General features: G+C 72.7%; 23 protein-coding genes. 8 read left to right on the forward strand and 15 right to left on the reverse strand.

Translation table 11 applies throughout. The features are described from left to right. Entirely contained in the window at positions 1-519 is a 519-nt protein-coding gene (locus IE212_RS21490; protein WP_190199513.1) for an immunity 21 family protein, read from the forward strand. Between the two features lie 145 nt (positions 520-664). After that, positions 665-1,510, forward strand: a complete 846-nt coding sequence (locus IE212_RS21495; protein ID WP_190199514.1) for an SDR family oxidoreductase — start codon at positions 665-667, stop codon at positions 1,508-1,510. 6 nt (positions 1,511-1,516) lie between these two features. Here IE212_RS21495 and IE212_RS21500 read toward each other — a convergent pair whose 3' ends face one another. Both IE212_RS21500 and IE212_RS21505 read right to left on the reverse strand, forming a co-directional pair. After that, positions 1,517-3,208: a DUF885 domain-containing protein gene (locus IE212_RS21500; RefSeq protein ID WP_190199515.1), complete on the reverse strand. Its 1,692-nt coding sequence runs from the start codon at positions 3,206-3,208 to the stop codon at positions 1,517-1,519. Positions 3,209-3,239: 31 nt separating this feature from the next. Further along, a complete protein-coding gene (locus tag IE212_RS21505; protein ID WP_190199516.1) occupies positions 3,240-3,731 on the reverse strand; it encodes an Lrp/AsnC family transcriptional regulator in 492 nt (163 codons plus the stop codon). Between the two features lie 59 nt (positions 3,732-3,790). On the opposite strand from IE212_RS21505, the gene IE212_RS21510 reads away from it, so the two are divergent. After that, a complete protein-coding gene (locus tag IE212_RS21510; RefSeq protein ID WP_190199517.1) occupies positions 3,791-5,014 on the forward strand; it encodes a trans-sulfuration enzyme family protein in 1,224 nt (407 codons plus the stop codon). A gap of 9 nt (positions 5,015-5,023) precedes the next feature. Here IE212_RS21510 and IE212_RS21515 read toward each other — a convergent pair whose 3' ends face one another. The 4 genes from IE212_RS21515 to IE212_RS21530 form a co-directional block, all read right to left on the reverse strand. Further along, on the reverse strand, positions 5,024-6,280 hold the full coding sequence (locus IE212_RS21515) for a GNAT family N-acetyltransferase (RefSeq protein ID WP_190199518.1): 1,257 nt from the start codon (positions 6,278-6,280) through the stop codon (positions 5,024-5,026). 122 nt (positions 6,281-6,402) lie between these two features. Then, complete coding sequence (locus IE212_RS21520; RefSeq protein ID WP_190199519.1) at positions 6,403-7,965, reverse strand: alkaline phosphatase D family protein; 1,563 nt, start codon at positions 7,963-7,965, stop codon at positions 6,403-6,405. Positions 7,966-8,116: 151 nt separating this feature from the next. Beyond that, complete coding sequence (locus IE212_RS21525) at positions 8,117-8,947, reverse strand: alpha/beta fold hydrolase (RefSeq protein WP_190199520.1); 831 nt, start codon at positions 8,945-8,947, stop codon at positions 8,117-8,119. A gap of 107 nt (positions 8,948-9,054) precedes the next feature. Continuing rightward, a complete protein-coding gene (locus tag IE212_RS21530; RefSeq protein WP_190199521.1) occupies positions 9,055-9,708 on the reverse strand; it encodes an NADPH-dependent F420 reductase in 654 nt (217 codons plus the stop codon). 111 nt (positions 9,709-9,819) lie between these two features. Here IE212_RS21530 and sigJ point away from each other — a divergent pair, with 111 nt between their 5' ends. Both sigJ and IE212_RS21540 read left to right on the forward strand, forming a co-directional pair. Continuing rightward, positions 9,820-10,707 (forward strand): RNA polymerase sigma factor SigJ, encoded by an 888-nt coding sequence (gene sigJ, locus IE212_RS21535; RefSeq protein WP_190199522.1) that lies wholly within the window; start codon positions 9,820-9,822, stop codon positions 10,705-10,707. A gap of 167 nt (positions 10,708-10,874) precedes the next feature. Continuing rightward, positions 10,875-11,636, forward strand: coding sequence for a GntR family transcriptional regulator (locus IE212_RS21540; protein ID WP_190199523.1), 762 nt, complete (start codon positions 10,875-10,877; stop codon positions 11,634-11,636). A gap of 111 nt (positions 11,637-11,747) precedes the next feature. On the opposite strand, the gene IE212_RS21545 is transcribed toward IE212_RS21540, so the two are convergent. The 3 genes from IE212_RS21545 to IE212_RS21555 form a co-directional block, all read right to left on the reverse strand. Beyond that, the gene (locus IE212_RS21545) at positions 11,748-12,905 is read right to left on the reverse strand and encodes an ROK family protein (RefSeq protein WP_190199524.1); all 1,158 of its coding nucleotides are present in this window, start codon (positions 12,903-12,905) and stop codon (positions 11,748-11,750) included. Between the two features lie 87 nt (positions 12,906-12,992). Then, the gene (locus IE212_RS21550) at positions 12,993-13,655 is read right to left on the reverse strand and encodes a response regulator transcription factor (RefSeq protein WP_190199525.1); all 663 of its coding nucleotides are present in this window, start codon (positions 13,653-13,655) and stop codon (positions 12,993-12,995) included. 14 nt (positions 13,656-13,669) lie between these two features. Continuing rightward, on the reverse strand, positions 13,670-14,842 hold the full coding sequence (locus IE212_RS21555) for a sensor histidine kinase (RefSeq protein WP_190199526.1): 1,173 nt from the start codon (positions 14,840-14,842) through the stop codon (positions 13,670-13,672). A 108-nt stretch (positions 14,843-14,950) separates the two neighbouring features. On the opposite strand from IE212_RS21555, the gene IE212_RS21560 reads away from it, so the two are divergent. The 3 genes from IE212_RS21560 to IE212_RS21570 are packed head-to-tail and all read left to right on the forward strand — an operon-like array spanning position 14,951 to position 17,090. Further along, entirely contained in the window at positions 14,951-15,871 is a 921-nt protein-coding gene (locus tag IE212_RS21560) for an ABC transporter ATP-binding protein (RefSeq protein ID WP_190199527.1), read from the forward strand. Between the two features lie 2 nt (positions 15,872-15,873). Beyond that, entirely contained in the window at positions 15,874-16,602 is a 729-nt protein-coding gene (locus tag IE212_RS21565; RefSeq protein WP_190199528.1) for an ABC transporter permease, read from the forward strand. A gap of 56 nt (positions 16,603-16,658) precedes the next feature. Next, on the forward strand, positions 16,659-17,090 hold the full coding sequence (locus IE212_RS21570; RefSeq protein WP_190199529.1) for a hypothetical protein: 432 nt from the start codon (positions 16,659-16,661) through the stop codon (positions 17,088-17,090). Positions 17,091-17,094: 4 nt separating this feature from the next. On the opposite strand, the gene mug is transcribed toward IE212_RS21570, so the two are convergent. From mug to IE212_RS21600, 6 genes are all read right to left on the reverse strand, one after another. Continuing rightward, the gene (mug, locus tag IE212_RS21575) at positions 17,095-17,640 is read right to left on the reverse strand and encodes a G/U mismatch-specific DNA glycosylase (protein ID WP_190199530.1); all 546 of its coding nucleotides are present in this window, start codon (positions 17,638-17,640) and stop codon (positions 17,095-17,097) included. Between the two features lie 23 nt (positions 17,641-17,663). Then, positions 17,664-19,106 carry an adenylosuccinate lyase gene (purB, locus tag IE212_RS21580; protein WP_190199531.1) on the reverse strand — a complete coding sequence of 481 codons (1,443 nt, stop codon included), beginning with the start codon at positions 19,104-19,106 and terminating at the stop codon, positions 17,664-17,666. Positions 19,107-19,253: 147 nt separating this feature from the next. Next, entirely contained in the window at positions 19,254-20,033 is a 780-nt protein-coding gene (locus IE212_RS21585; RefSeq protein ID WP_190199532.1) for an SGNH/GDSL hydrolase family protein, read from the reverse strand. Between the two features lie 88 nt (positions 20,034-20,121). Then, positions 20,122-21,135 (reverse strand): hemolysin family protein, encoded by a 1,014-nt coding sequence (locus tag IE212_RS21590; RefSeq protein ID WP_190199533.1) that lies wholly within the window; start codon positions 21,133-21,135, stop codon positions 20,122-20,124. After that, complete coding sequence (locus IE212_RS21595) at positions 21,132-22,490, reverse strand: hemolysin family protein (protein ID WP_190199534.1); 1,359 nt, start codon at positions 22,488-22,490, stop codon at positions 21,132-21,134. The genes IE212_RS21590 and IE212_RS21595 overlap by 4 nt, the downstream gene beginning before the upstream one ends. A gap of 223 nt (positions 22,491-22,713) precedes the next feature. Then, positions 22,714-23,139 (reverse strand): GNAT family N-acetyltransferase, encoded by a 426-nt coding sequence (locus IE212_RS21600; protein ID WP_190199535.1) that lies wholly within the window; start codon positions 23,137-23,139, stop codon positions 22,714-22,716. Positions 23,140-23,217: the final 78 nt, after the last annotated feature.

Genomic DNA, 23,217 nt, shown 5'->3' on the forward strand with positions numbered 1-23,217 from the left:
ATGGTGCGATACGCGGAGCCGGGCACGGTGGAGTGGGTGGAGTCGGGTGGCGGGCCGCTCATAGCGGTACCCGAGACCGTCCTGCCGTTCTGGGCGGGCGCCGACGGCGAGGAGACGGCGTCGGACTACGACCGGGCCTGCGAAATCGACGGACACGTCGGGCTGTTGCCGGTCGGCGACTGTACGGCGCTGGTGCTGGGGGACGAGCCCGCCTCGACCGCGTATCTGCCCGAGCACGGGGTGTTCGTGCGGTGGTGTGCGGCCGACTCCGAGAACGAGTTGCTGGCGAGTGTGCCGGCGGCCGTCGATGCGGCGGAGTGGGAGCCGGAGGTGTGCTGGGACGTGCCCGGGGCGGTGCTTCTGTTCGACGCGGCCTGGCCGGGGAGCGCGCCGTCCGGGGACGACCGTGTACGGGTGGTTCTGGAGCCGGGCAGGTATGCGGTGCGGGCGGCTCGGGTGCAGCCGGGGCCGGAGACGTGGGTGGGGCTGGTGCAGGTTCGGTTGGTCGCCCCCAGGTGATTGGGGGGCCTTGACCAGTCGGCGTGTGCGGGGCCGTCTGTGGCCGGTGGCGCCCACGCGGCGGGGCGGCATGTCAGCACAGCCCCGCGCCTCCGAAGACCGGAATTCGCGTGCGGCGCTCGTGCGGCCCGGCCACGATGATCGTATGCCTCGACTTCCCCACCCCACTCCGGAAGAACTGCGACGCGACCCCCTGCCCCTGCGCGGGCGCACCGCCCTGGTGACGGGTGCCAGCCGGCGCGGCGGCATCGGGCATGCCGTGGCCCGGCGGCTCGCCGCCTACGGGGCGAGTGTCTACCTGCATCACCACGTGCCGCACGACGCGGAGCAACCCTGGGGTGCGGACCGTCCCGAGGACGTCGCCGAGTCCGTGCGCGGTGCGCTAGGGGATCCCGGAGCCCGGGTCGTCGCCGGGCCCGGTGACCTGGCCGGCCCGGACGTGCCCGGCGAACTCGTCGGCAGGGCCGCGGAGGCCCTCGGCGGGCGGCTCGACATCCTCGTCGCCAACCACGCGCAGAGCGGATTCGACGGTGCTCTGGACGACATCGATCCGGAGATGCTCGACCGCCACTGGGCGGTCGACACCCGCTCCGTGATCCTGCTCGTCCAGGCGTACGCGCGACGGCGCGCCGCACTGCCGCCCCGCACCCCCGGTGGGCGCGTGGTGATGATGACCTCCGGCCAGGACATGGGTGGCGGCATGCCCCGGGAACTCGCCTACGCCCTGCAGAAGGGCGCCCTCGCCTCCGTCACCCGCTCCCTGGCGACCACGCTCGCCGAGCACGCGGTCACCGTGAACACCGTCAACCCGGGCCCGGTCGACACGGATTACCTGACCGGGGACGACTACGACGCCGTCGCCGCCCTCTTCCCCGCCGGACGCTGGGGCATGCCCGACGACCCGGCCCGCCTCATCGCGTGGCTCGCCACGGACGAGGCGGAGTGGGTCACCGGTCAGGTCATCGACTCCGAGGGCGGCTTCCGGCGCTGACCGCCGCTACAGCGCGGACAGTTCGTCGAGCAGGTCGTCCAGGCCCAGCGACCCCTGGGACAGGGCCGCCATGTGCCAGGCCTTGAGGTCGAAGGAGTCACCGTGCCGCTTGCGCGCGTTCTCCCGGCCCAGCAGCCAGGCGCGCTCGCCCAGCTTGTAGCCGATGGCCTGGCCCGGCATGGACAGGTAGCGGGTCAGCTCGCTCTCCACGAACTCCGCGGGACGGCTGCTGTGCGAGCCGAAGAACTCCTGTGCCAGCTCCGGCGTCCAGCGCTCGCCGGGGTGGAAGGGCGAGTCGTCCGGGATCATCAGCTCCAGGTGCATGCCGATGTCGACGATCACCCGGACGGCACGCATCATCTGCGCGTCCAGATACCCCAGCCGGCGCTCCGCGTCCGTCAGGAAGCCCAGCTCGTCCATGAGCCGCTCCGCGTACAGGGCCCAGCCCTCGGCGTTGGCGCTCACCATGCCGACGCCGGCCTGGTAGCGGGAGAGGTTCTCCGCCACGTGCTTCCACTGGGCCAGCTGGAGATGGTGGCCGGGGACGCCCTCGTGGTACCAGGTCGACACCAGGTCGTAGACCGGGAAACGCGTCTTGCCCATGGTCGGCAGCCAGGTGCATCCCGGGCGCGAGAAGTCGTCCGAGGGCTCGGTGTAGTACGGGGCCGCGGCGCTGCCCGGCGGGGCGATCCGCGACTCCACCCGGCGGACGCGCTCGGCCAGGTCGAAGTGGGTGCCGTCGAGCGCGTCGATCGCCTCGTCCATCAGGGACTGGAGCCACTGCCGCACCTCGTCGACGCCCTCGATGTGCCTCCCGTGCTCGTCCAGGTGGGCCAGCGCCACCCACGGGGTGGCCGCGCCCGGCAGGATCTTCTCGGCCTCCGTCCTCATCTCGCCGAGGAGCCGGTGGTACTCGGACCAGCCGTACGCGTACGCCTCGTCCAGGTCGAGGTCCGTGCCGTTGAAGTAGCGCACCCAGCGCGCGTACCGCTCCCGGCCCACCACGTCCGGAGCGCCCTCGACCGCCGGGGCGTACACGTCCCGCATCCAGTCGCGCAGCCGCACGACGGCCTCGGTGGCCGAACGGGCCGCCGTGTCCAGCTCGGACCGCAGGGCGTCGGGGCCGGTGGCCGCGAAGGTCTCGAACCAGCCGAGGCCCTGGCCGTCGGTGTCCGCCCACTCGCCGAGCTGCCGCACGAACGTGGCCGTGGCGCGCGGCCCGCCGTGGAGCTTCCGCTCCAGGCCGAGCGCGAGGGACTCCCGGTAGCCCTCCAGCGCCGCCGGGACCGCGCGCAGCCGTTCGGTGATCGCCGCCCAGTCGTCCTCCGACTGCGCGGGCGTCACCGTGAACACCTGCCGGACCGCATGGGCGACCGAGCTCAGGTTGCTGACGGAACGCAGGCTCTCGTCGGCTTCGTGCACGGCGAGTTCGGCGGTGAGCCGCTCGCGCAGCAGCCGCGCGCAACGGCGCTCGACGTCGCTGTCGGCGCCGGGCCGCCGCTCCGCCTCGTCCAGCCGCGCCAGTGTCCTGCGCGCCAGCTCCGCGAGCGCCTCCTGGCCCGCCGGTGAGGTGTCGGGGAGCCTGCTGGAACTCTCGCGCACGCCGAGGAAGGTGCCGGTGATCGGGTCGAGGGCTACGAGCTCGTCGACGTAGGAGTCGGCGAGCTCACGGGGCAGCGGGCTCTTGATCTCAGACATGCGGCCATCCTCGTACGGCGGACCGCGCACGTCATCCGGATTGAGCCGAGGGCGTAGGGGGCAGCAGCGGACCGCACTCCCACTGCTGGAAGATCAGCCGGGTCTCCACGCGCGCGACCTCCCGCCGCGCGGTGAACTCGTCCAGCACCAGTCGCTGGAGGTCGGCCATGTCGGCGACCGCGACATGGACCAGGTAGTCGTCCGGGCCGGTGAGATGGAAGACGGTCCGTGATTCCGGCAGGGCCCGGATCCGCTCCACGAACGGCCCGACCAGCTCCCGCCGGTGCGGCCGGACCTGCACCGAAAGCAGCGCCTCCAGCCCACGCCCCAGCTTGGCCGGATCCAGCTCGAGCCGGTGCCCCAGGATCACCCCTGAGCGGCGCAGCCGGGCCACCCGGTCAAGACAGGTCGACGGCGCCACCCCCACCTGTGCGGCGAGATCCCGGTACGTCGCCCGGGCGTCGTTCTGCAGCAGCCGCAACAGATGGAGATCCACCGGGTCCAGTACGACGGATTCGGCCATGCGCCGAACGTAACACGGGATCCTGCGCCTGGAACCCGTCCACTGTTCACTCTTCCGTCATGGACACAGCGAGCATGGGCGCCGCCGACGACATACGCACCGCACCGCGGGCACTGGCCACCGAGGCCGTGCACGCCGGCCGGGACGACCTCGCCCGGCAGGGGCTGCACGCCCCGCCGATCGACCTGTCCACCACCTACCCCTCGTACGACAGCCGGGCCGAGGCGGCCCGTATCGACGCGTTCGCCGCCACCGGCACGGAGCCGGACGGCCCGCCCGTGTACGGGCGGCTCGGCAACCCGACCGTCGCCCGCTTCGAGACCGCGCTGGCCCGCCTGGAGGGCACCGAGGCGGCGGTCGCCTTCGCCAGTGGCATGGCGGCCCTGAGCGCGGTTCTCCTCGTCCGGGCCTCGATGGGACTGCGCCACGTCGTCGCCGTACGCCCCCTCTACGGCTGCAGCGACCACCTGCTCACCGCCGGGCTGCTGGGCTCGGAGGTGACCTGGACCGACCCGGCCGGGATCACGGAGGCGCTGCGCCCGGACACCGGCCTGGTGATGGTGGAGTCCCCGGCGAACCCGACCCTCGCCGAGGTCGACCTGCGGGCGGTGGCCCACGCCTGCGGCTCCGTCCCGCTACTGGTCGACAACACCTTCGCCACACCGGTCCTGCAGCGCCCCGCCGAACAGGGCGCCCGGCTGGTGCTGCACAGCGCGACCAAGTACCTCGGCGGTCACGGGGACGTGCTGGCGGGTGTCGTCGCCTGCGACGAGGAGCTCGCGGGACGGCTGCGGCAGGTGCGGTTCGCCACCGGCGGCGTGCTGCATCCGCTGGCCGGCTACCTCCTGCTGCGGGGGCTGTCCACCCTCCCCGTCCGGGTCCGGGCCGCCTCCGCGGGCGCGGCGGAACTCGCCCGCCGCCTCGCCGCCGATCCGCGGATCGCGCGCGTGCACTATCCCCGCATCGGCGGCGCGATGGTCTCCTTCGAGGTGCACGGCGATCCGCACGAGGTCATCGCCGGCGTCCGCCTGATCACGCCGGCGGTCAGCCTCGGCAGCGTCGACACCCTCATCCAGCACCCGGCGTCCATCAGCCACCGCGTCGTGGACGCGGACGACCGCAGGGACGCCGGGGTGAGTGACCGGCTGCTGCGCATGTCGGTGGGCCTGGAGGACGTGGAGGACCTGTGGTCGGATCTCGACATGGCTCTGGGACAACGCCCCTCTTTCAGGGGCGCGGAGAACTGCGCGAGCGGCCACAACGAGCCCGTACCCGCGCGCTGACCAGCACCCCTACGGTGCTGACGCGTTTCCCAACTCGCTCGTCAGCCGCTCCGCCACGGGCTCGTCCAACCGAGCCGTGATCACCAGGGTCCCCTCCTCGACCTGATAGTCGAGGGGGAGGCCCAGTCCCCGCATCGCGGCGACCATCGCCGTGTTGGACGCCTGCGTCACGGCATACACACTCGAGCAGCCCGCCTCGGCCGCCATCCCCACCAGCCTGCGCAGCAACTCCCCACCGATCCCGCGCCGCTGCCACGCGTCCTCGATGACCAGCGCGACCTCGGTCTCGTCACCGTCCCACAGCAGATGACCGAGCCCCACCACGCGCCCGGACGCGGTCTGTACCGCCAGGGTGCGGCCGAACCGCGGGCTGAGCAGGTGGTTGAGATACCGGTCGGCGTCACCGACCGGCCCGTGATAGCGCAGTTTCAGCGTGCCGTCCGAGCACCGATCGTGCATCGCCCGCGCGGCTTCCAGGTCACGCGTGTCGGCCCGGCGCACCGTGATGTCACGGCCCTCGGCGAGCGTGAGCACGTCCCGGCCGTGCGGGACCCGCGGGCCGAGCCGCGCGTCCAGGTCCACCAGGGCCCTGGCCCGGGCGAACTCGGTGGGTGTGAACGGCAGGTACGGCCGCTCCACGGTGATCACTCCGCCTTCCGGGGCGCGCAGGCGCATCACCGTGTGGTCGAGGGCGCCCTCCACCGGCACGCCGTCGGGCGCCCGGTTGCCGCCGGCCGGAGCGGGCAGGGAACGGATGGTGCACCGGCCCAGCAACTGGCGCAGCGCCAGGGGGAGTTCCGCTGCGTCCAGGGCGGTGCGGGCGGCCAGCCCCAACACCCGGGTGGGTGCGTCCACCAGGTCGTGGGCGTCGGCCCGCTCGATCCAGGTTTCGGTGCCCCCGGCCGTCCGTACCGCCGTGCCGATCCCGGAGGCCGGGAGCTCGCCCGGGGCGCGCAGCAGGAACTCGTCGACCGTGCCCTCGGCCAGCGGGTGCGTCTGAAGGCTGAGGATGTCGACCCGCAGTTCGGCGAGGGCGGTGCACAGGGCCGCCAGGGATCCCGGCTCGTCCTTCACGGTCGTCCGCATCCGCCACAGCGTGTTCGCCCCCGGCACCGGCTCCGGTGCCGGGGACCCGGTATCACCCGTCGGCGGCGCGTGTTCGTGCCGTCGTGTTCGCCAGGCGTGGATCGCCGCCGTGACCCGCTGCCACGGGCTGGCGGGGCGGCAGTCGTTCAGGTTCTTCGCATCAGTCACTTGTCGCGTCATGCACCCACTGTGACCGAACCGTGTTGCGTGATCACGAACGCATTGTGACTGGCGGGTAAAAGGGAGCACTTGCCCTCATTGTCGACCCTTCAAACTCTGTGCTCCGCACCGTACTTCATGCCTCACTGGCCGACCAGGCCCGGCTGGAGCACCTTGGTGAACAGCACGGTGCCGTCCTGCTCCCGCAGCCGGACGGTCAGTTCGCCGCTGTCCCCGTCGATGTCCACCTCGCCGAAGAACTGGTAGCCGCCCGCGGGCGAGACGTTCGCGGTGGCCGGCGCCTTCACGAACACCCGTTCCGGACCGAAGGTGCCGTCGAGCGCGTTCGCCGGGAAGGCCCCGGCGTTCAGCGGGCCCGACACGAACTCCCAGAACGGCTCGAAGTCGGTGAAGGCGGCCCGCGTCGGCTGGTAGTGCTGCGCCGAGGTGTGGTGCACGTCGGCCGTCAGCCACACCGTGCCGGTGATCCGGCGGTGCTTCACGAACCGCAGCAGCTCGGCGATCTGCAGTTCACGCCCCAGGGGCTTGCCGGGGTCGCCCTGCGCGACGGCCTCGATGTTCTGGCCGTCCGGCACGACCAGGCCGATCGGCATGTCGGAGGCGATCACCTTCCACACCGCCCGGGAACGGGACAGCTCGCGCTTGAGCCACTCCAGTTGCTCGCGCCCCAGGATGCCCTGCGCGTCGGTGGGCTGGTCGCCCGGCGAGTTCGCGTCGCGGTAGGTGCGCATGTCCAGGACGAAGACGTCCAGCAGCGGGCCGTGGCGCTGTACGCGGTAGACCCGGCCGTCGGGGCGGCGCAGCGTGGAGATCGGGAAGTACTCCGAGAAGGCCTGGCGGGCGCGGGACGCCAGCACGTCGACGCGCTTCTCGGTGTACCGGGTGTCGGTGAGGATCTCGCCGGGATACCAGTTGTTGGTGACCTCGTGGTCGTCCCACTGGACGATGGAGGGGACCCGGGCGTTGAAGGCGCGCAGGTTCTCGTCCAGCAGGTTGTAGCGGAAGTTGCCGCGGAACTCCGCCAGGGTCTCGGCGACCTTCGCCTTCTCCTCGGTGGTGATGTTCCGCCAGGTGCGCCCGTCGGGCAGCGCCACGGTCCCGGTGATGGGCCCGTCGGCGTAGATGTTGTCTCCGCTGCACAGGAAGAAGTCCGGATCCAGGGCGGCCATCGCGTCGTAGATCCGGTAGCCGCCGAGTTCCGGGTTGATGCCCCAGCCCTGCCCGGCCAGGTCGCCGGACCAGACGAACCGCACGCCGCCCTGGCGCCTGACGGACGCCGTGCGGAAGGTGCCGGTGACCGGCTCGCCGGTGCGGCGCGGGTCGTCCGGGTCGGCGAGCAGCACCCGGTAGTGGATCTGCTCGCCGGGCGGCAGACCGCGCAGCAGGGTCGTGCCGGTGAAGTCCGTGCCGGACCCCAGCAGGGGGCCGGGCCATCTGCGCGGGTCGCGGAACGACTCGGTCGCCGACGTCTCGACGATCATCCGGGCCGGCCGGTCGGACCGCACCCACACCAGCCCGGAGTCGTGGGTCACGTCACCCGTCTGCACACCCCATCGCGCGTTCGGACGCCCCGACCGGGCGAAGGCCGGTGCCGCGCCGAGCGCGGTGGGCAGGGACAGGGCCGCCGAAGCGGCGAGGGAGCCGCGCAGGACGCTACGGCGCCCGGGAAACGGACGGTGTGACATGGATGCGCCTCCAGGGACGGGATCCGGCCAGTGTGCACAGCCAGAACTACTGGGACGCCGCAGCGCGCACACGAACCCCAAGTGAACAACTGACCGCACGATCCCTCCTGGACGGCAACCGTGCGCCCGGTGAGGGCCGCGGGGTGTGTGATCAGCGGCTGCCGTCGAGGAGGACCCGGGCGACCAGGGCTGGGTCGTCGTTCATCGGGACGTGGCCGCAGCCGGGCAGCCGGACCAGCCGGGCGCCCGGGATGACGCCCTTGGCCCGCACGCCCTGGCGGGGGATGAGCAGCCGGTCCCGGTTGCCCCACGCCACGGTGACCGGCATGCCCACGATGTCGTCGGAGAACTGCACGGTCCTGCCCGAGCGGAGGGTCTCGAAGAATCCCTGCGCGTTCGCCAGCGCCAGCGTCTCGGCGACCACGGCCTCGGGCGAACGGCGGCCCGGGCGGGCGTAGACGGTGCTCGTCATCAGGGTCCGGCCGATCGCGGGGCGGGCCAGCCGTTCGACCACGGGCCGTGGCATCCGCTGGGCGATCTGCCGCATGGTCATCAGCACGGCGAAGGCGTAGCGCCGCTCGGCCGCGTTCCAGAACCCTCCGGGGGACAGGGCGGTGACGGAACGGACGAGCCGCGCCCGGGCCAGGTCGAGGGCCAGCAGGCCGCCCAGCGAGTTGCCCGCCACGTGTGGCCGTTCGAGGTCCAGCGCCTCGAAGAGCGCCGCCAGGACGGTGTTCATGGTGGGCAGGTCGTGCGCCATGCCCTCGGGGAGCGCCAGCGACTCGCCGCACCCCGGCAGGTCCACGGCGATGACGTCCCGCTCGGCCGCCAGCGCGGGGATCACCGGGTCCCACACCTGCCGGTGGTGTCCGATGCCGTGCAGCAGGACCAGCGGTGCGCCGGTGCCCTTGCGCGTATAGGACAGGGTGACGGTCTGCTCGCCTTGCGCGCAGGCGACTTCGAAGGAGACGGTGGCGGACATGGGGTGCTCCTCGGCTGGACTCGCTGACGGACGCCGTAGACAGCTTGTCAGCAATTGCTACCGACGGGTAGCCCCGAGTTGCCGCCGCCCTCGCGACCGCGGACCCTTCAACGGGCCCGGCGCAGCTCCAGGTTGAACTCCGCGTGCCCGAAGTTCCGCATCAGGCCGATCCACAACGGCAGCCACATCTCCACGGCGCGTGCCTCCCGGATGCCGCCGAGATCGAGCACCCGCCGCGCCGGCCAGCCGAACTCCCCGAGCAGGGCCACCACCTGCTCCTTGGCGCCCGCCTCCTCACCGCAGACGAAGACCTGGTGCTCGCCCGGCACCAGCGCGGGATCGACCATCACCCGGCAGTTGACGGTGTTGAGCGTCTTCACCACGCGGGCCTGCGGAAAGGCCCGCTGGATCTGCTCGCCCACGCTGTCCGACCCGACGGGGGACAGCCGCAGCTCGCCTTCCTCGATCGCCAGCGGGTTGGAGACGTCCACGAGTACCTTCCCGTCGAGGTTCTCGGCCCCTGCCGCCTCCAGCGCGGCGAGCGCCACCCGTCCGCCGACCGCGTTCACGACGACCTCGCCGAACGCCGCCGCCTGCGCGAACGTGCCGGCCTGCGCCCCGGCGCCCGCGGCGGCCGCCCACTGAGCGGCGGCCGGATTGTCGGGGGTGCGCGAGCCGAGCCGCACCTCATGTCCCAGCTCCACCAGCCGGCCGCCGAGAGTGCGTCCGACCTCGCCCGTGCCCAGAACCGCGTACCGCATCGCCACCTCCGGGTGCCGTTTCGCCGATCACCGGCTTCCTGTCGGCCATTCTGTCCGGCACCGGGCGATTCCGCCTGGACAGAGGCGCACCGGTGGACTGGGATGGAGGCCGTGACCGCCGAGACCGCGACCGACGTCTTCGAAACGCACCGGCCCGTCCTGCTGGGGGTCGCCTACCGCATGCTGGGCCGAGTGGCCGACGCGGAGGACGTGGTCCAGGAGGCCTGGCTGCGTTGGTCGGGCGCGGACCGGGGCGACGTGCGCGAACCGCGTGGCTACCTCGTCCGGATCACGACCCGTCTCGCCGTCGAACGGCTGCGCCGGATCAAGGCCCGCGGGGAGACCTACGTGGGGCCCTGGCTGCCCGAGCCGTACGTCACCGACTTCTGCGACACCGAGCCGGACGGCGCGGAGCGGGCCGTGCTGGCGGACACCGTCTCGCTCGCCGTTCTCGTGCTGCTGGAAACGCTGTCGCCGCTGGAGCGGGCGGTGTTCGTGCTGCGCGAGGCCTTCGGCTTCCCGTACGCCGACATCGCCGCCGTGCTCGACCGCGGCGAAGCCGCGGTGCGCCGGCTGGCCGGGCGGGCCCGGAGGCACGTCGAGGAGGGGCGGCCCCGCTACGAGGCCGACCCCGCCGAGCGCCGTGACCTCACCGAACGGTTCCTCGCCGCCGCGACGGACGGAGACCTCGAAGGGCTGATGGCGCTGCTCGCCCCCGATGTCCGTCTGGTCGGCGACAGCGGCGGCAAGTCGCGGGCGCCGCTGCGGGTCCTGCGGACCGCGGACAAGGTGGGCCGGTTCCTGGCCGGCGCCGCGCGCAAGGGCGTCCCGGACTTCTCGGTGCGTTTCCTGGAGCTCAACGGCGGCCCGGCCGTCGTGCTGGTCCTGCCCGGCGGCAAGCCCGACACCGTCCTCCAGATCGATGTCGCCGACGGCCGCGTCCAGGCGGTCTACGTGATCCGCAACCCGGACAAACTGCGGTCGCTGGCCGTCGGGTAGCCGACGCCACCGAGCCGCGCACGTCTTCGATGAACGCCCCGTGAACGTTCCCGGGCATTGGTATTGACCAGCCGTCAGGCCCGACCTATGGTCGCAGAGAAGTGAAACAACCTTTAAAAAACAAGGGCGTCAAAACGCCGCCCTCCAGGGCGATCGCGGAGGACAGGGTGGGGACCACGCAGCTGGAACCGGTGCCGGAACCGAAGTACTGGCAACTCAAGACCGTGCTCAGCGAGGCGCTCGACTCGGAGTTCGAGGTGGGGGAGATCCTCCCCAACGAGCGTGACCTCGCGGCCCGCTTCGGTGTCGCCCGCGCCACCCTCCGCCAGGCCCTGGAGCAACTGGAGCTGGAAGGCAGGCTGCAGCGCCGCCGCGGTGTCGGCACGACCGTCGCCCCACCCCGGGTGGGCGTCTCCCTCGGCACCGGCCCGCACATCTGGCCGGGCGGTCCCGACGACGTCTGGCAGCCCGTCGACTGCACAACGGCCGTGCCGTCCGCGGCCGTCGCCGAGGCCCTGGGGACCGGCCGCGACGAGTCCGTGCACATCGTGCGCCGCTCCCGGGTCTCGCACGGCCGCCCGGTGGCCGCCGAACTGCTCCACGTCCCGCACTCCTCGGTGCCCGGCCTCTCCGCGATCGACGCGTCCTCGGGACCGGCACGCGCCCGTGCGGTGCTGCGGGACCTGCGGCGGCTGGAGCTGGAGCGGCAGGAGAACGCGGTGGAGCTCGGCTCCGCCGGGACCGCTGACGCGAAGGAGCTGGACCGCTTGCCCGGGGCGCCCGTGCTGGTGGTGACGACACGATTCGTCGCGGCGGGCGGTACCGCTGCGCTTTCCGTGGCCACGTATCGTGCTGACACGTGTCGACTGACCTTCGGTGATTCGGGTGGGGTGGAGATTCACGACGGGGTGCAGCGGAAGGCTTCCTGACCCCGGCGCCGTACGGAGCGGGGCGAGCGGGGGACCGCGGGTGGGTCGTGGCTGGTCGCGCTCACGCGGCGGAGCCGCATGCGGACACAGCCCCGCGCTGCTTCGGGGGTGTCACCGACGGGGCGTTGCGGCATCCTCCACGCTGAACAGTTCTTCCTCCACATGGTCCAGGGCGAGGCGGAGAGCTCCCGTCGCCACTGCCGCGTCGCCGAGGCGGGACAAGGTCACCTGCGGGGGGCTGAGGCAGTAGCGGGACAGTTCCCGGCGGAGCGGGTCCAGGACGCCGTCCAGGCCCGCTGCCCAGCCGCCGATGACGACCAACTCGGGGTCGAGGGCCAGGGCGAGGGCCGCCACGTCGTGGACCAGGCGCTGGATGAAGCGGTCGACGGCGGCGCGGGCCGGCCGGTCGCCCTCGCGGGCCCGGGCGAAGACCTGGGCGACCGCCTGTTCGTCGAGGGGGTGCAGGGGTTCGTCCGTGGTGGACAGAAGCGTCTCGGGCGTCATCTCCCGGCCCAGCAGATGCAGTGCGCCGATCTCGCCGGCCGCCCCGCCGTGGCCGCGGTGCAGGCGGCCGCCGATCAGCGCGCCCGCGCCGGGACTGAGCCCGGCCAGGACGAACACCACGTCGTCCGACTCGGTCGCCGCGCCCTTCCAGTGCTCGGCTACGGCCGCCGCGTTCGCGTCGTTCTCGACCAGCACCGGGCACTTGAAGGACCGGCTCAGCCGCTCGCCCAGCCGCAGCCCAGTCCACCCGGGCAGCGCGGTGCCCAGCCGCACCGTGCCGTCCGAGGTGACGATCCCCGGCGTCGCCACGCCCACGGCCCGCAGCGAGCCGCGGGCGACACCGGCCCGGCGCAGCAGTTCGGCGACGGCCCCGCGCAGCCGCTCCAGACGTTCGTCGGCCGCCGCCGTCCCGCTCACGTCCCTGGCCTGAGAGCCGATCACCCGCCCGTCCAGGTCGGCCAGCAGTGCCGCCACCCGGTGCGCCCCGACCTCCAGGCCCAGCAGGTGCCCGGCCTCCGCACGGAAGCGGAACCGCCGCGCCGGTCGCCCCTGCCGCCGGGCGGCCCCCTCCTCGGCCGCCTTCTCCACGACCAGACCGGCCTCGATGAGTCCTTCGACGACCCCCTCGACGGTCGGCCGGGACAGTCCCGTGAGCCCGGTGATCTCCGTCAGCGTCGCGACGTCCGTGGCACGCAGCGCGTGCAGCACCACCACGGAATTGATCCTGCGCAGCAGCGAGGGATCCCCGCCGGTCAGCCGCCCCACCGTCCGTCCTCCCAGCTCGTGCGCGTGTTGGCCGGATCGTACTCGGCACACCGCGCCCCGGCGACAGACGGGCCCGGGCCCGGTCGGTCACCCCGGCGCCACGAACCCGGACTCGTACGCCGCGATCACCGCCTGCGTGCGATCCCGCGCTCCCAGCTTCGCCAGTACGGCGCTCACATGCGACTTGACCGTCTCCGTCCCGACGACCAGCCGGGCGGCGATCTCCGCGTTCGACAGCCCGCGCGCCATGAGCCGCAGCACCTCGGCCTCCCGCTCGGTCAAGCGGGCCCGGTCCATCGCCGCCCGCGCGGCGCGGTTCCCGCCGCTCTCCCCGTACTCGGCGGCGAGCTGCCGCACCGACGCCGGGAACAGCAGCGACTCGCCCTCGGCGATCAGCCGCACCGCGTGCACGATCTCGGCCGGCCGGGCCCGCTTCAGCAGGAACCCGTCGGCACCCGCGCGCAGCGCCTCGTACACGTACTCGTCGTTCTCGAACGTCGTCACCACGAGGATCCGCGGCGGCTCCTCGACCGTCCGCAGCAGCGCCCGAGTGGCCTCGATGCCGTCGAGCAGCGGCATCCTTACGTCCATGGCGACCACGTCCGGCCGCAGCTGCCGCACCAGCGGGATCACCGCCGCCCCGTCCGCGGCCTCCCCGACGACCTCGATGTCGGGCTGCGCCTCCAGCACCGCGCGCAGGCCCGCGCGTACCAGCGGTTCGTCGTCGACGAGAAGAACGGTGACCGGCATCGGATCAGACTAGATCAACTCACCGGCAGCTCGACATGGACCTGCCAGTCGCCCTCGTGCGGGCCGGTCCGGGCCCGCCCGCCGAGCAGGGCCGCGCGCTCGCGTATGCCGCGCAGGCCGCTGCCGCGCCCGGACCCCGGCGGTATCGGTGCCGTCAGGGCGTTGCGTATGGAGAGAACGAGAGTGCCCTCGGCGACCTTGATGCGTACGTCTGCCGGGACCTCTCCCGCGTGCCGCAACACGTTGGTCAGGGCTTCCTGAAGGATCCGGTAGCCCTCCCGGGACACCGGCCCCGGCACGGTGTCCACGGGCCCCGTCACCTCGGCGTCGACCTTCGCCCCGGAGGCCCGCGCGGACTCCAGCAACCGGTCGGCGTCCGCCAGGGTCGGCCTGCCGCTCACCGGTTTCCCCGACTCGCGCAGGACGCCCAGCACGCGCTCCAGGTCCTCCAGGGCGGCCCGGCCGGTCTCCTCGATGGCGCTCAGCGCCCGGTCCGTGAACTCCGCGTCACCGGCCGCCCGGGCCGCCCCGGCCTGCACCACGGCGACGGTGAGCGCGTGGCCGATGGAGTCGTGCAATTCGCGCGCGATCCGGGTGCGTTCGAGCAGCTGGTCGGTGCGTTCCTCCAGCGCTGCCATCCGCTCGGCGGCGGACGGCCCGAGGAGCCGCTCGGCCAGCGCGGTGACGAAGTTGCCCGACCACACCACGACCACCAGGGACAGCACCAGCGGCACGGGTGCCAGCACCACGTGCCACCAGTGGTTCCCCTCGACGGTCACGAATCCGTCAGCGACGGGCCCGTGACCGAGGCCCGTCGACAGCAGGTCGATCGCCAAGAGGGGCAACTGGAGGGAGAGGTGGGCCACGGTCCACCCGAGGATCAGCCGTGCCTGCAGCCACACCACGGTTCGCCCGCGATCGGCCCACGTGACCGACGGTGTGGTCACGATCTCCGCGCTCTCACCGTCCTGTCGATGGTCGGTCAGCAGCAGCCTGGCCTGAAACCCCTCCACGACCCGTGTGATCGGCACGAGCCCCGCGAGCCCGAGCAGCACGGCGGCCGTGATCTGTGTCCACCACGCCTCCTCGATGAACAGCCACAGCGACGGCCACACGATGGCCACCACGATGTGCAGCCACCGCTTGTACGTCACAGCCCGCGTGAGCGGGCGCAGCATGCGGACCATTGCGCCATCGTGACAGCCGCCACTGACAACGGGCCTCCCCCGCACGGGGGAAGGGACCTCCCTGGCCGGGGGAGGCCCGCGCCACCCGCGATGAGCCACGCTGACGCCATGACCAGCATCGAAGTCCACGACCTCACCAAGGAGTACGGCGGCAGACGAGCCGTGCACGGCCTCACCTTCCGGGTACTGCCCGGCCGTGTCACCGGTTTCCTCGGCCCCAACGGCGCCGGCAAGTCCACCACCATGCGACTGGTGCTGGGCCTCGACCGGCCGACCGCCGGTTCAGCCACGATCGGCGGCCGCGCCTACCCGGCCCTGCGCGAGCCCCTGCGCCACGTCGGCGCGCTGCTCGACGCACAGGCCGCGCACGGCTCCCGCACGGGCCGCGACCACCTCCGCGTCCTGGCGGCGAGCAACCGCATCCCGGACCGCCGGGCCGACGAGGTGCTGGAGGAGACGGGCCTGGCGTCGGTGGCCCGGCGCCGGGTGCGGACGTACTCCCTGGGCATGCGCCAGCGCCTGGGTATCGCCGCCGCCCTGCTGGGCGACCCCGAGGTGGTCATGCTGGACGAGCCGTCCAACGGCCTCGACCCCGAAGGGATCGTGTGGGTCCGGCAGTTGCTGCGCCGGCTCGCGAAGGAAGGGCGCACGGTCCTGGTCTCCAGCCACCTGATGAACGAGACCGCGTCCTTCGCGGACCACCTCGTCGTCCTCGGCCGGGGCCGGCTGCTGGCCGACACCCCCATGCGGGAGTTCGTCCACGCACGCGTACGGCCCCGGGTACGTGTCCGCACGAGCGACCCCGTGGCGCTCAGGAGGGCGCTCGCGGAGCACGGCCACGAAGCCGTGGAACACGTGGACGGGCACTGGACCGTGGACCACGCGCGGGTCGACGACATCGGCCGCCTCGCCGCCGCCGCGGGCGTTGCGGTCCTGGAACTCGCCGCTGAGGAGGCCACGTTGGAACAGGCCTACTTCGATCTCACCTCGGCCGAAGCCGAGTTCACCGCGCAGCCGCAGGAGGCCTGACCGTGGAACTCGCGCCCGTCGTCCGCTCCGAATGGCTGAAGATCCGCACCCTGCGGTCGCTCCCGGGGACGCTGCTGGCCCTGTTCGCCGCGACCACGGCGTTCTCGGCGATCGCCGGTGCCTCCGATACGTCGGATCCGGGATTCGACCCGCTGTTCACGGCGCTGTCCGGCGTCATCCCGGGCCAGATCGCGGCCGTCTCCTTCGGGGCCATGGCAGTGTCGTCCGAGTTCCGTTCGGGCGCGCTGCGGCTTTCGCTGGCCGCGGTGCCGCGACGCGGCCGGTGGTTCGCGGCGAAGGCTGCCGTCATCGCCGTGCCCGCCCTCCTGGTGGGGTGGGTGACCGCCCTCGCCGCGCTGCTGGTCGCCCGGTCGGGGCTCGGGCCTGCGGCCGACGGGCTCGGCACCGCTGAGCAGGTGCGCGCTGTCGTGGGCTGCGGCGTCTACCTCATGCTGATGGCCCTGCTCGCCGCGGGGCTCGCCGCCCTGCTGCGCAGCGGCACGGCCACACTGTCCCTGCTGATCCCGTTCATCCTGGTCGTGTCGTTCGTCATCGGCGACGCCACCGGCACGGTCGCCGACTTCCTGCCCGACAAGGCGGGGCAGTCGGTGCTGAGGCAGACGCACGACGGAGCGTCCCTCGGCCCGTGGCCGGGGCTCGCGGTGACCGCGCTCTGGGCGGCGGCCGCCCTGCTGGCGGGAGCGTGGAGCCTGCGACGCCGGGACGCCTGACCGGCGACCGGGGTGATGCCCCGCCAAGTGTCAGTGGGGGCGGGTTTACTGGACACATGCACATCGCGCAGCACATCGCCCTCGTCGACGAGCTGTGCTTCCGCCCCTTTCCCGCGGAGCACGGCCCGTCGGACGTCGGCGCCTCGGGCCCCGGCTACCACGTCGCGGTGTTAGAGAGCGCGGCGGACAGCGATCCCGCTGCCCGGGCGGTGACGACCGACCAGTTCGAGAAGGGCCGGGACGCCGTCTACGAGCTCCTCGCCTCCCGGTGGGGCGACACGGACCCCTACAACCTGCATACCGTCCAGCTGCGCGCCGAGCGGGAGGAGGTGCCCCGGCCCTGGGCCGAGTTGAGCGCGTGGGCCGCTGTGGCGTACGTGTGGCGGGTGGGAGGCACCGGCCGCTGGGTCGCCTTGGCGGTCGCGGACCGGGACCCGGCGGACGACGTCCGGCTCCTTGCGGTGATCACGGAGACGGACCCGCCGTGACCGGTCAGCCGTCCGCGGCTTCGCGCAGACGGCGGAACTCCTCGGCCATGGTCTCGGCCGTCCAGTGCGCGTTCAGCCCGCTCGGGTTGGGCAGCACCCACACGCGCGTGTCCCCGATCAGCCGTGGCTGCGGCCCGACCTGAGCCTTCCGGTCGTCGAACGCCGCGCGGTACGCGGTCACCCCCACCACGGCCAGCCAGCGCGGCCGCAGCCGGCTCACCTTCAGCGCGAGCAGCCGCCCGCCCTCCCGGTACTCCTCGGCGCTCAGCTCGTCGGCCCGCGCGCTCGGCCGCGCCACGACGTTGGTGATGCCCAGCCCGTACGACAGCAGTTCCTGTTGCTCCGACGGCTTCAGCAGCCTGGGGGTGAACCCGGACCGGTGCAGCACGGGCCAGAAGCGGTTGCCGGGGCGGGCGAAGTGATGGCCCGTCGCGGCCGTCATCAGACCGGGGTTTATCCCGCAGAACAGCACCCGCAGACCGTCCGCGACCACATCGGGCACGACGCGGTCGCGGGCGGCCTGAAGCTCCTCGGGTGTGAAACGCGGCACCGTGGGCTTCCCGACCGGGCGCGTCAGAGAATCGCCCCGGGCGTGTAGCCCGCGGCCTGGGGGTGCTGCTTCACGATCTCCTCGACCCGGGCGACGACGGCGGCGACCTGGTCGCCCGCGGCGCCGGTGAAGGACAGCTTGTCCGCCATCAGCGCTTCCAGCTCGGTCCGGTCCAGCGGAATGCGCTCGTCGGCGGCGAGCTTGTCGAGGAGTTCGTTGCGCTCGGCGCCCTGCTCACGCATCGCGAGGGCGGAGGCGACGGCGTTCTCCTTGATCGCCTCGTGCGCCAGTTCCCGGCCCACGCCGGCGCGCACGGCGCCCATGAGCACCTTGGTGGTGGCGAGGAACGGCAGGTACCGGTCCAGTTCACGCGCCACGACCGCCGGGAACGCGCCGAACTCGTCGAGCACGGTCAGGAACGTCTCCAGCAGCCCGTCCAGCGCGAAGAACGCGTCAGGCAGCGCGACCCGGCGCACCACCGAGCAGGACACGTCGCCCTCGTTCCACTGGTCGCCCGCCAGCTCACCGGTCATCGAGGCGTAGCCGCGCAGGATCACCATCAGGCCGTTGACGCGCTCGCAGGAGCGGGTGTTCATCTTGTGCGGCATGGCGGAGGAGCCGACCTGGCCGGGCTTGAAGCCCTCGGTGACCAGCTCGTGCCCGGCCATCAGCCGGATCGTCTTCGCCAGCGACGACGGCGCCGCCGCCAGCTGCACCAGCGCCGTGACGACCTCGTAGTCCAGCGAGCGCGGGTAGACCTGGCCGACCGACGTGAACGCCTGCGAGAAGCCCAGGTGTCCGGCGATCCGCTGCTCCAGCTCGGCCAGCTTCGCGGCGTCCCCGCCGAGCAGGTCCAGCATGTCCTGCGCGGTGCCGACCGGGCCCTTGATGCCGCGCAGCGGGTAGCGGCCCAGCAGCTCCTCGACGCGGCCGTAGGCCACGAGCAGTTCGTCGGCGGCCGTGGCGAAACGCTTGCCGAGGGTGGTGGCCTGTGCGGCGACGTTGTGCGAGCGGCCTGCCATGACCAGCTCGCCGTACTCACCGGCCAGCTTGCCGAGGCGGGCCAGGACCGCCACCGTGCGGTCGCGCATCAGCTCCAGGGAGAGCCGGATCTGCAGCTGCTCGACGTTCTCGGTGAGGTCGCGGGAGGTCATGCCCTTGTGCACCTGCTCGTGCCCGGCGAGGTCGTTGAACTCCTCGATCCGCGCCTTCACGTCGTGCCGGGTGACCTTCTCCCGCTCGGCGATGGAGGCCAGGTCGACGGTGTCGAGCACGCGCTCGTAGTCGGCGAGCGCCGCGTCCGGAACCTCGATCCCGAGGTCCTTCTGGGCGCGCAGCACGGCGAGCCAGAGCTGCCGCTCCAGCTTCACCTTCTGCTCGGGCGACCAGAGCGTGGCGAGCTCGGTGGAGGCGTACCGTCCGGCGAGGACGTTCGGGATGCGGGGCTTGGCGGGAGCGGAAGTCACGTGCACGGATTCTACTGGCGATTCGTGCAGGCCAGCGCAACGGGTGTGTTCGTCGGAACCTACAAGAGCCCGTCGGGCGGCCACCGGCGGCGCAGCCGCCGGTGCGGACCGGCAGGCCGGAGCCCTGCCGTCCGGGCCGGCAAGCGCCTACGCCTGCCCCTCGTACGGCAGCAGTTCCGGCCGCTTCGGCGGCAGTCCGTCGCCGGAGGAGCGGCCCGTCAGGCGACGGGCTATCCACGGCAGCAGGTGCTGCCGGGCGAACCGCGCGTCGGCCACGCGCCGCATGACCCAGCCGGGCGGCAGCGTCGCCGGCATCGGGGTGTGCCAGTCGGCGTCCTCGGGCTCGTGGCCGAGCGCCTGCCAGACCGCTTCCGCGACCCGGCGGTGGCCCTCGGCCGTCAGGTGCAGCCGGTCCACGTCCCACAGCCGCGGGTCCGAAAGCGAGGGCGCGCCGTACAGGTCGACGACGAGCGCGCCGTGCCGGGCGGCCAGGTCGTCGACGCAGGCGAACAGCTCCTCCATGCGCGGCCGGAACCGCTCCTGGACGGGGCCCTGCCGGGCCGGGCTGCGCATCAGCACCAGCTGCTTGCACGAGGGGGCCAGCTTCTCCACGGCCTCCTCCAGCAGACCGCGCACCCGGCCCATGTCGCACTTGGGCCGCAACGTGTCGTTCAGCCCGCCGACCAGGGTGACCACGTCGGCCTGCATGGCCGCCGCCACGTCCACCTGCTCGTCGACGATCTGTTTGATCAGCTTGCCGCGTACCGCGAGGTTGGCGTAGCGGAAACCGGGCGTGCGGGCCGCCATCCGCGCGGCGAGCAGATCGGCCCAGCCGCGGTAGGTGCCGTCGGGAAGCAGGTCCGACATGCCCTCGGTGAAGGAGTCGCCGAGGGCGACGAGGCTGCTGTAGGTGGGGTTCGTGTGCATGGCGACGGAAATGATATCCCGTGCACATACCCAGCGGTCGGTCAGCCCCCTCGGTTCCGCCCCGGCGGCCTCCGCCCCGCCCGGGTCCTCACGCCCGCTGCCCGAACAGCTCCCGCAGCACGTCCTCCATGGTCACCAGACCGGCCAGCCGCCCGTCCGCCCCGAGAACGGCCGCGAGGTGGGTACGGCTGCCCCGCATCGCGGTGAGGACGTCGTCCAGCGGCGTGTGCTCCCGCACGCGCGCGATGGGCCGCATGTCGCGCAGCCGGAACGGCACATCGCGCCCGACGGCCTCCAGGGCGTCCTTCACGTGCAGGTATCCCACGATCCGGCGCCCCTCGTCCACCACCGGGAAGCGGGAGAACCCGGAGTCCGCCGACAGCCGCTCCAGCTCCTCCGGGGTGACGCCCACGCGCGCGTACACGACGCGTTCCAGCGGCAGTACCACGTCACGCACCGGACGGCGGCCCAGCTCCAGCGCGTCGTGCAGCCGCTCCTGGGCGCGGTCGTCGATGAGGCCGGCCTCGCTGGAGTCCTTCACGATCTGCGCTATCTCGGCGTCCGAGTAGGAGGCGGCGACCTCCTCCCGGGCCTCCACCCGCAACAGCTTCAGCAGGGCGTTGGCGAAGGCGTTGACCGTGAAGATCACCGGCCGCAGCGCCCGGGAGAGCGCCACCAGGGGCGGACCCAGCGCCAGGGCACTGCGCACCGGCTCGGCGAGCGCGATGTTCTTCGGCACCATCTCGCCGAGCAGCATGTGCAGATAGGTCGCCAGGCTCAGCGCGATCACGAAGGACACCGCGTGCCCCGCGCCCTCGGGCACGCCCACCGCGTGGAACACCGGCTCCAGCAGGTGCGCGATGGCCGGCTCGGCGACCACACCCAGCACCAGCGTGCACAGCGTGATGCCGAGCTGCGCGGCCGCCATCAGCGCCGACACGTGCTCCAGGCCCCACAGGACGCTCTTGGCCCGCCGGTCGCCCTGGTCGGCGTAGGGCTCGATCTGGCTGCGGCGCACCGAGATCAGCGCGAACTCCGCGCCGACGAAGAAGGCGTTGACGACGAGTGTCGCCAGGCCGATCAGCAGCTGGACGGCGGTCACAGCTCCGCCCCCTTCTCGTCCTTCTCGTCCTTCTCGTGAGGCTTCTCGTCATCGAGGGGCGCGCGCAGCCGCACGCGGGCCGCGCGGCGGCCCGTGGCGTCCAGGACCTCCATCCGCCAGCCGGCGACCTCGAGGGTGTCACCCGTGGCCGGTATCCGGCCGAGCACCGTCGCCACCAGCCCGGCGAGCGTCTCGTACGGCCCCTCGGGCGCGCGCAGCCCGATGCGCTCGAGGTGGTCCACGCGGGCGGAGCCGTCGGCCGAGTACAGGGCGTGGCCGGACTCGTCCGTGCCGGCCGGGGCGAGGTCCGGCAGCTCGTGCGGATCGTGCTCGTCGCGCACTTCGCCGACCACCTCCTCGACGATGTCCTCCAGGGTGGCCACGCCGGCCGTGCCGCCGTACTCGTCGATCACGACGGCCATGGTGCGCTTGCCGGAGAGCCGGTCGAGGAGCCGGTCGACCGTGAGCGTCTCGGGGACCATCAGCGGCTCGCGCATCAGCTCGGAGACGAAGATCCGGGTCCGGCGCTCGGCCGGCACCGCCAGCACGTCCTTCACATGCGCGGTCCCGACGACCGAGTCGAGGGTCCCCCGGTAGACGGGGAACCGGGACAGGCCGGTCGCCCGGGTCGCGTTCGCCACGTCCTCCAGGGTCGCCTGCACCTCCAGGGCGACGACCTGGACCCGGGGCGTCATCACGTTCTCGGCGGTCAGGTCGGCGAGGTTCAGGGTCCGCACGAACAGCTCGGCGGTGTCGGCCTCCAGGGCGCCCTCCTTGGCGGAGTGCCGGGCGAGCGCGGCGAGCTCCTGGGGCCCGCGCGCCGAGGCCAGCTCCTCGGCGGGCTCCACGCCGATCCGTCGCACGACCCGGTTGGCCGTGTTGTTGAGGTGCGTGATGAAGGGCCGGAACGCGGCGCTGAACCAGCGCTGCGCGTTGCCCACGGTCTTGGCGACGGTCAGTGGCGAGGAGATCGCCCAGTTCTTCGGCACGAGTTCACCGACGACCATCAGGAAGACCGTCGACAGGGCCGTGCCCAGCACCAGCGCCAGGCTGTGCGAGGCCGAGCGTGAGACGCCGAGGTCCTCCAGCGGGCCGGCGATGAGCGCGGCGATCGACGGTTCGGCGAGCATGCCGACGACCAGGTTCGTCACGGTGATGCCGAGCTGTGCCCCGGAGAGCTGGAACGTCAGGTTCCGTACGGCTTTCAGCGCACCCTGCGCGCCCCGCTCCCCGCGCTCCGCCGCCCGCTCGAGCTCGGCGCGCTCCACCGTGGTGAGGGAGAACTCGGCCGCCACGAAGGCGCCGCAGGCGAGCGAGAGCAGGATCGCCGCCAGGAGGAGGAGCACTTCGGTCATCGGTTCACCCCCGTTCCAGGGTTCTCCAGGACAGGGTGGAACGCGCGGAGTCGGGTACCGGGAGGCTCGCCCATGGGCGGACGCTCACAACCTTTCATGCATAACCGAGTGGCCATCCAAGGGTAAAGGATGGGCAAAGTCCTTTGTCGGGCCGCTCGGGCGGTGTGAAGTGCGTACCCCGCGGGAGCGTATGCGTACCACCCGGCGCAGCGAGGAGCGGGCCTCAGCCGGTGAGGGGTTTCACCCAGCGGCGCCACCGCTCCTCGGGCGCGTAACCTGCGGCGGCCCACGCGTGGTGCGCGGTCTCGTTCCGCGTGAGCACCATCGCGTCCGCGCGCCGCCCGCCGAGCCGGACGAACCGTTCCTCGGCCGCGGCGAGCAGGGCGGAGGCGATGCCCCGGCGGCGGTGGTCCGGACGCACGGCCAGCCGGTACAGGTGGCATCGCCAGCCGTCGAAGCCCGCGATCACCGTGCCGACCGGCTCGCCACCGAGCTCGGCGAGGATCAGCGCCCCGGGGTCGCGTGCGACCAGCCGCTCCACGCCGCTCCGGTCGTCACTGATGCTCGTACCCTCGGCGGCCACCTTCCAGAAGGCCAGCACGGTGTCGAGGTCCTCGGGCGTCGCGGCCCGGACGCGCAGTTCAGTCATGCCATGACCACATCACGCGCCGCGAGCGGTGGCGCGGCATTTCACGATGCGGACATCACGGGCCGCGCACCCGGTCCC

This window comes from Streptomyces djakartensis, from assembly GCF_014651075.1.
GTDB classification, from domain to species: domain Bacteria; phylum Actinomycetota; class Actinomycetes; order Streptomycetales; family Streptomycetaceae; genus Streptomyces; species Streptomyces djakartensis.

What these genes read in the sequence shown, in the direction of transcription:
- IE212_RS21525 (WP_190199520.1), bottom strand. Translation starts at nt 8,947, where the DNA reads ATGTCCGCCACCGTCTCCTTCGAAGTCGCCTGCGCGCAAGGCGAGCAG.
- IE212_RS21600 (WP_190199535.1), bottom strand. Translation starts at nt 23,139, where the DNA reads ATGACTGAACTGCGCGTCCGGGCCGCGACGCCCGAGGACCTCGACACC.
- IE212_RS21550 (WP_190199525.1), bottom strand. Translation starts at nt 13,655, where the DNA reads ATGCCGGTCACCGTTCTTCTCGTCGACGACGAACCGCTGGTACGCGCG.
- IE212_RS21560 (WP_190199527.1), top strand. Translation starts at nt 14,951, where the DNA reads ATGACCAGCATCGAAGTCCACGACCTCACCAAGGAGTACGGCGGCAGA.
- IE212_RS21520 (WP_190199519.1), bottom strand. Translation starts at nt 7,965, where the DNA reads ATGTCACACCGTCCGTTTCCCGGGCGCCGTAGCGTCCTGCGCGGCTCC.
- IE212_RS21505 (WP_190199516.1), bottom strand. Translation starts at nt 3,731, where the DNA reads ATGGCCGAATCCGTCGTACTGGACCCGGTGGATCTCCATCTGTTGCGG.
- IE212_RS21570 (WP_190199529.1), top strand. Translation starts at nt 16,659, where the DNA reads ATGCACATCGCGCAGCACATCGCCCTCGTCGACGAGCTGTGCTTCCGC.
- IE212_RS21530 (WP_190199521.1), bottom strand. Translation starts at nt 9,708, where the DNA reads ATGCGGTACGCGGTTCTGGGCACGGGCGAGGTCGGACGCACTCTCGGC.
- IE212_RS21555 (WP_190199526.1), bottom strand. Translation starts at nt 14,842, where the DNA reads ATGGTCCGCATGCTGCGCCCGCTCACGCGGGCTGTGACGTACAAGCGG.
- IE212_RS21515 (WP_190199518.1), bottom strand. Translation starts at nt 6,280, where the DNA reads ATGACGCGACAAGTGACTGATGCGAAGAACCTGAACGACTGCCGCCCC.
- IE212_RS21510 (WP_190199517.1), top strand. Translation starts at nt 3,791, where the DNA reads ATGGACACAGCGAGCATGGGCGCCGCCGACGACATACGCACCGCACCG.
- IE212_RS21490 (WP_190199513.1), top strand. Translation starts at nt 1, where the DNA reads ATGGTGCGATACGCGGAGCCGGGCACGGTGGAGTGGGTGGAGTCGGGT.
- IE212_RS21495 (WP_190199514.1), top strand. Translation starts at nt 665, where the DNA reads ATGCCTCGACTTCCCCACCCCACTCCGGAAGAACTGCGACGCGACCCC.
- IE212_RS21595 (WP_190199534.1), bottom strand. Translation starts at nt 22,490, where the DNA reads ATGACCGAAGTGCTCCTCCTCCTGGCGGCGATCCTGCTCTCGCTCGCC.
- IE212_RS21500 (WP_190199515.1), bottom strand. Translation starts at nt 3,208, where the DNA reads ATGTCTGAGATCAAGAGCCCGCTGCCCCGTGAGCTCGCCGACTCCTAC.
- IE212_RS21585 (WP_190199532.1), bottom strand. Translation starts at nt 20,033, where the DNA reads ATGCACACGAACCCCACCTACAGCAGCCTCGTCGCCCTCGGCGACTCC.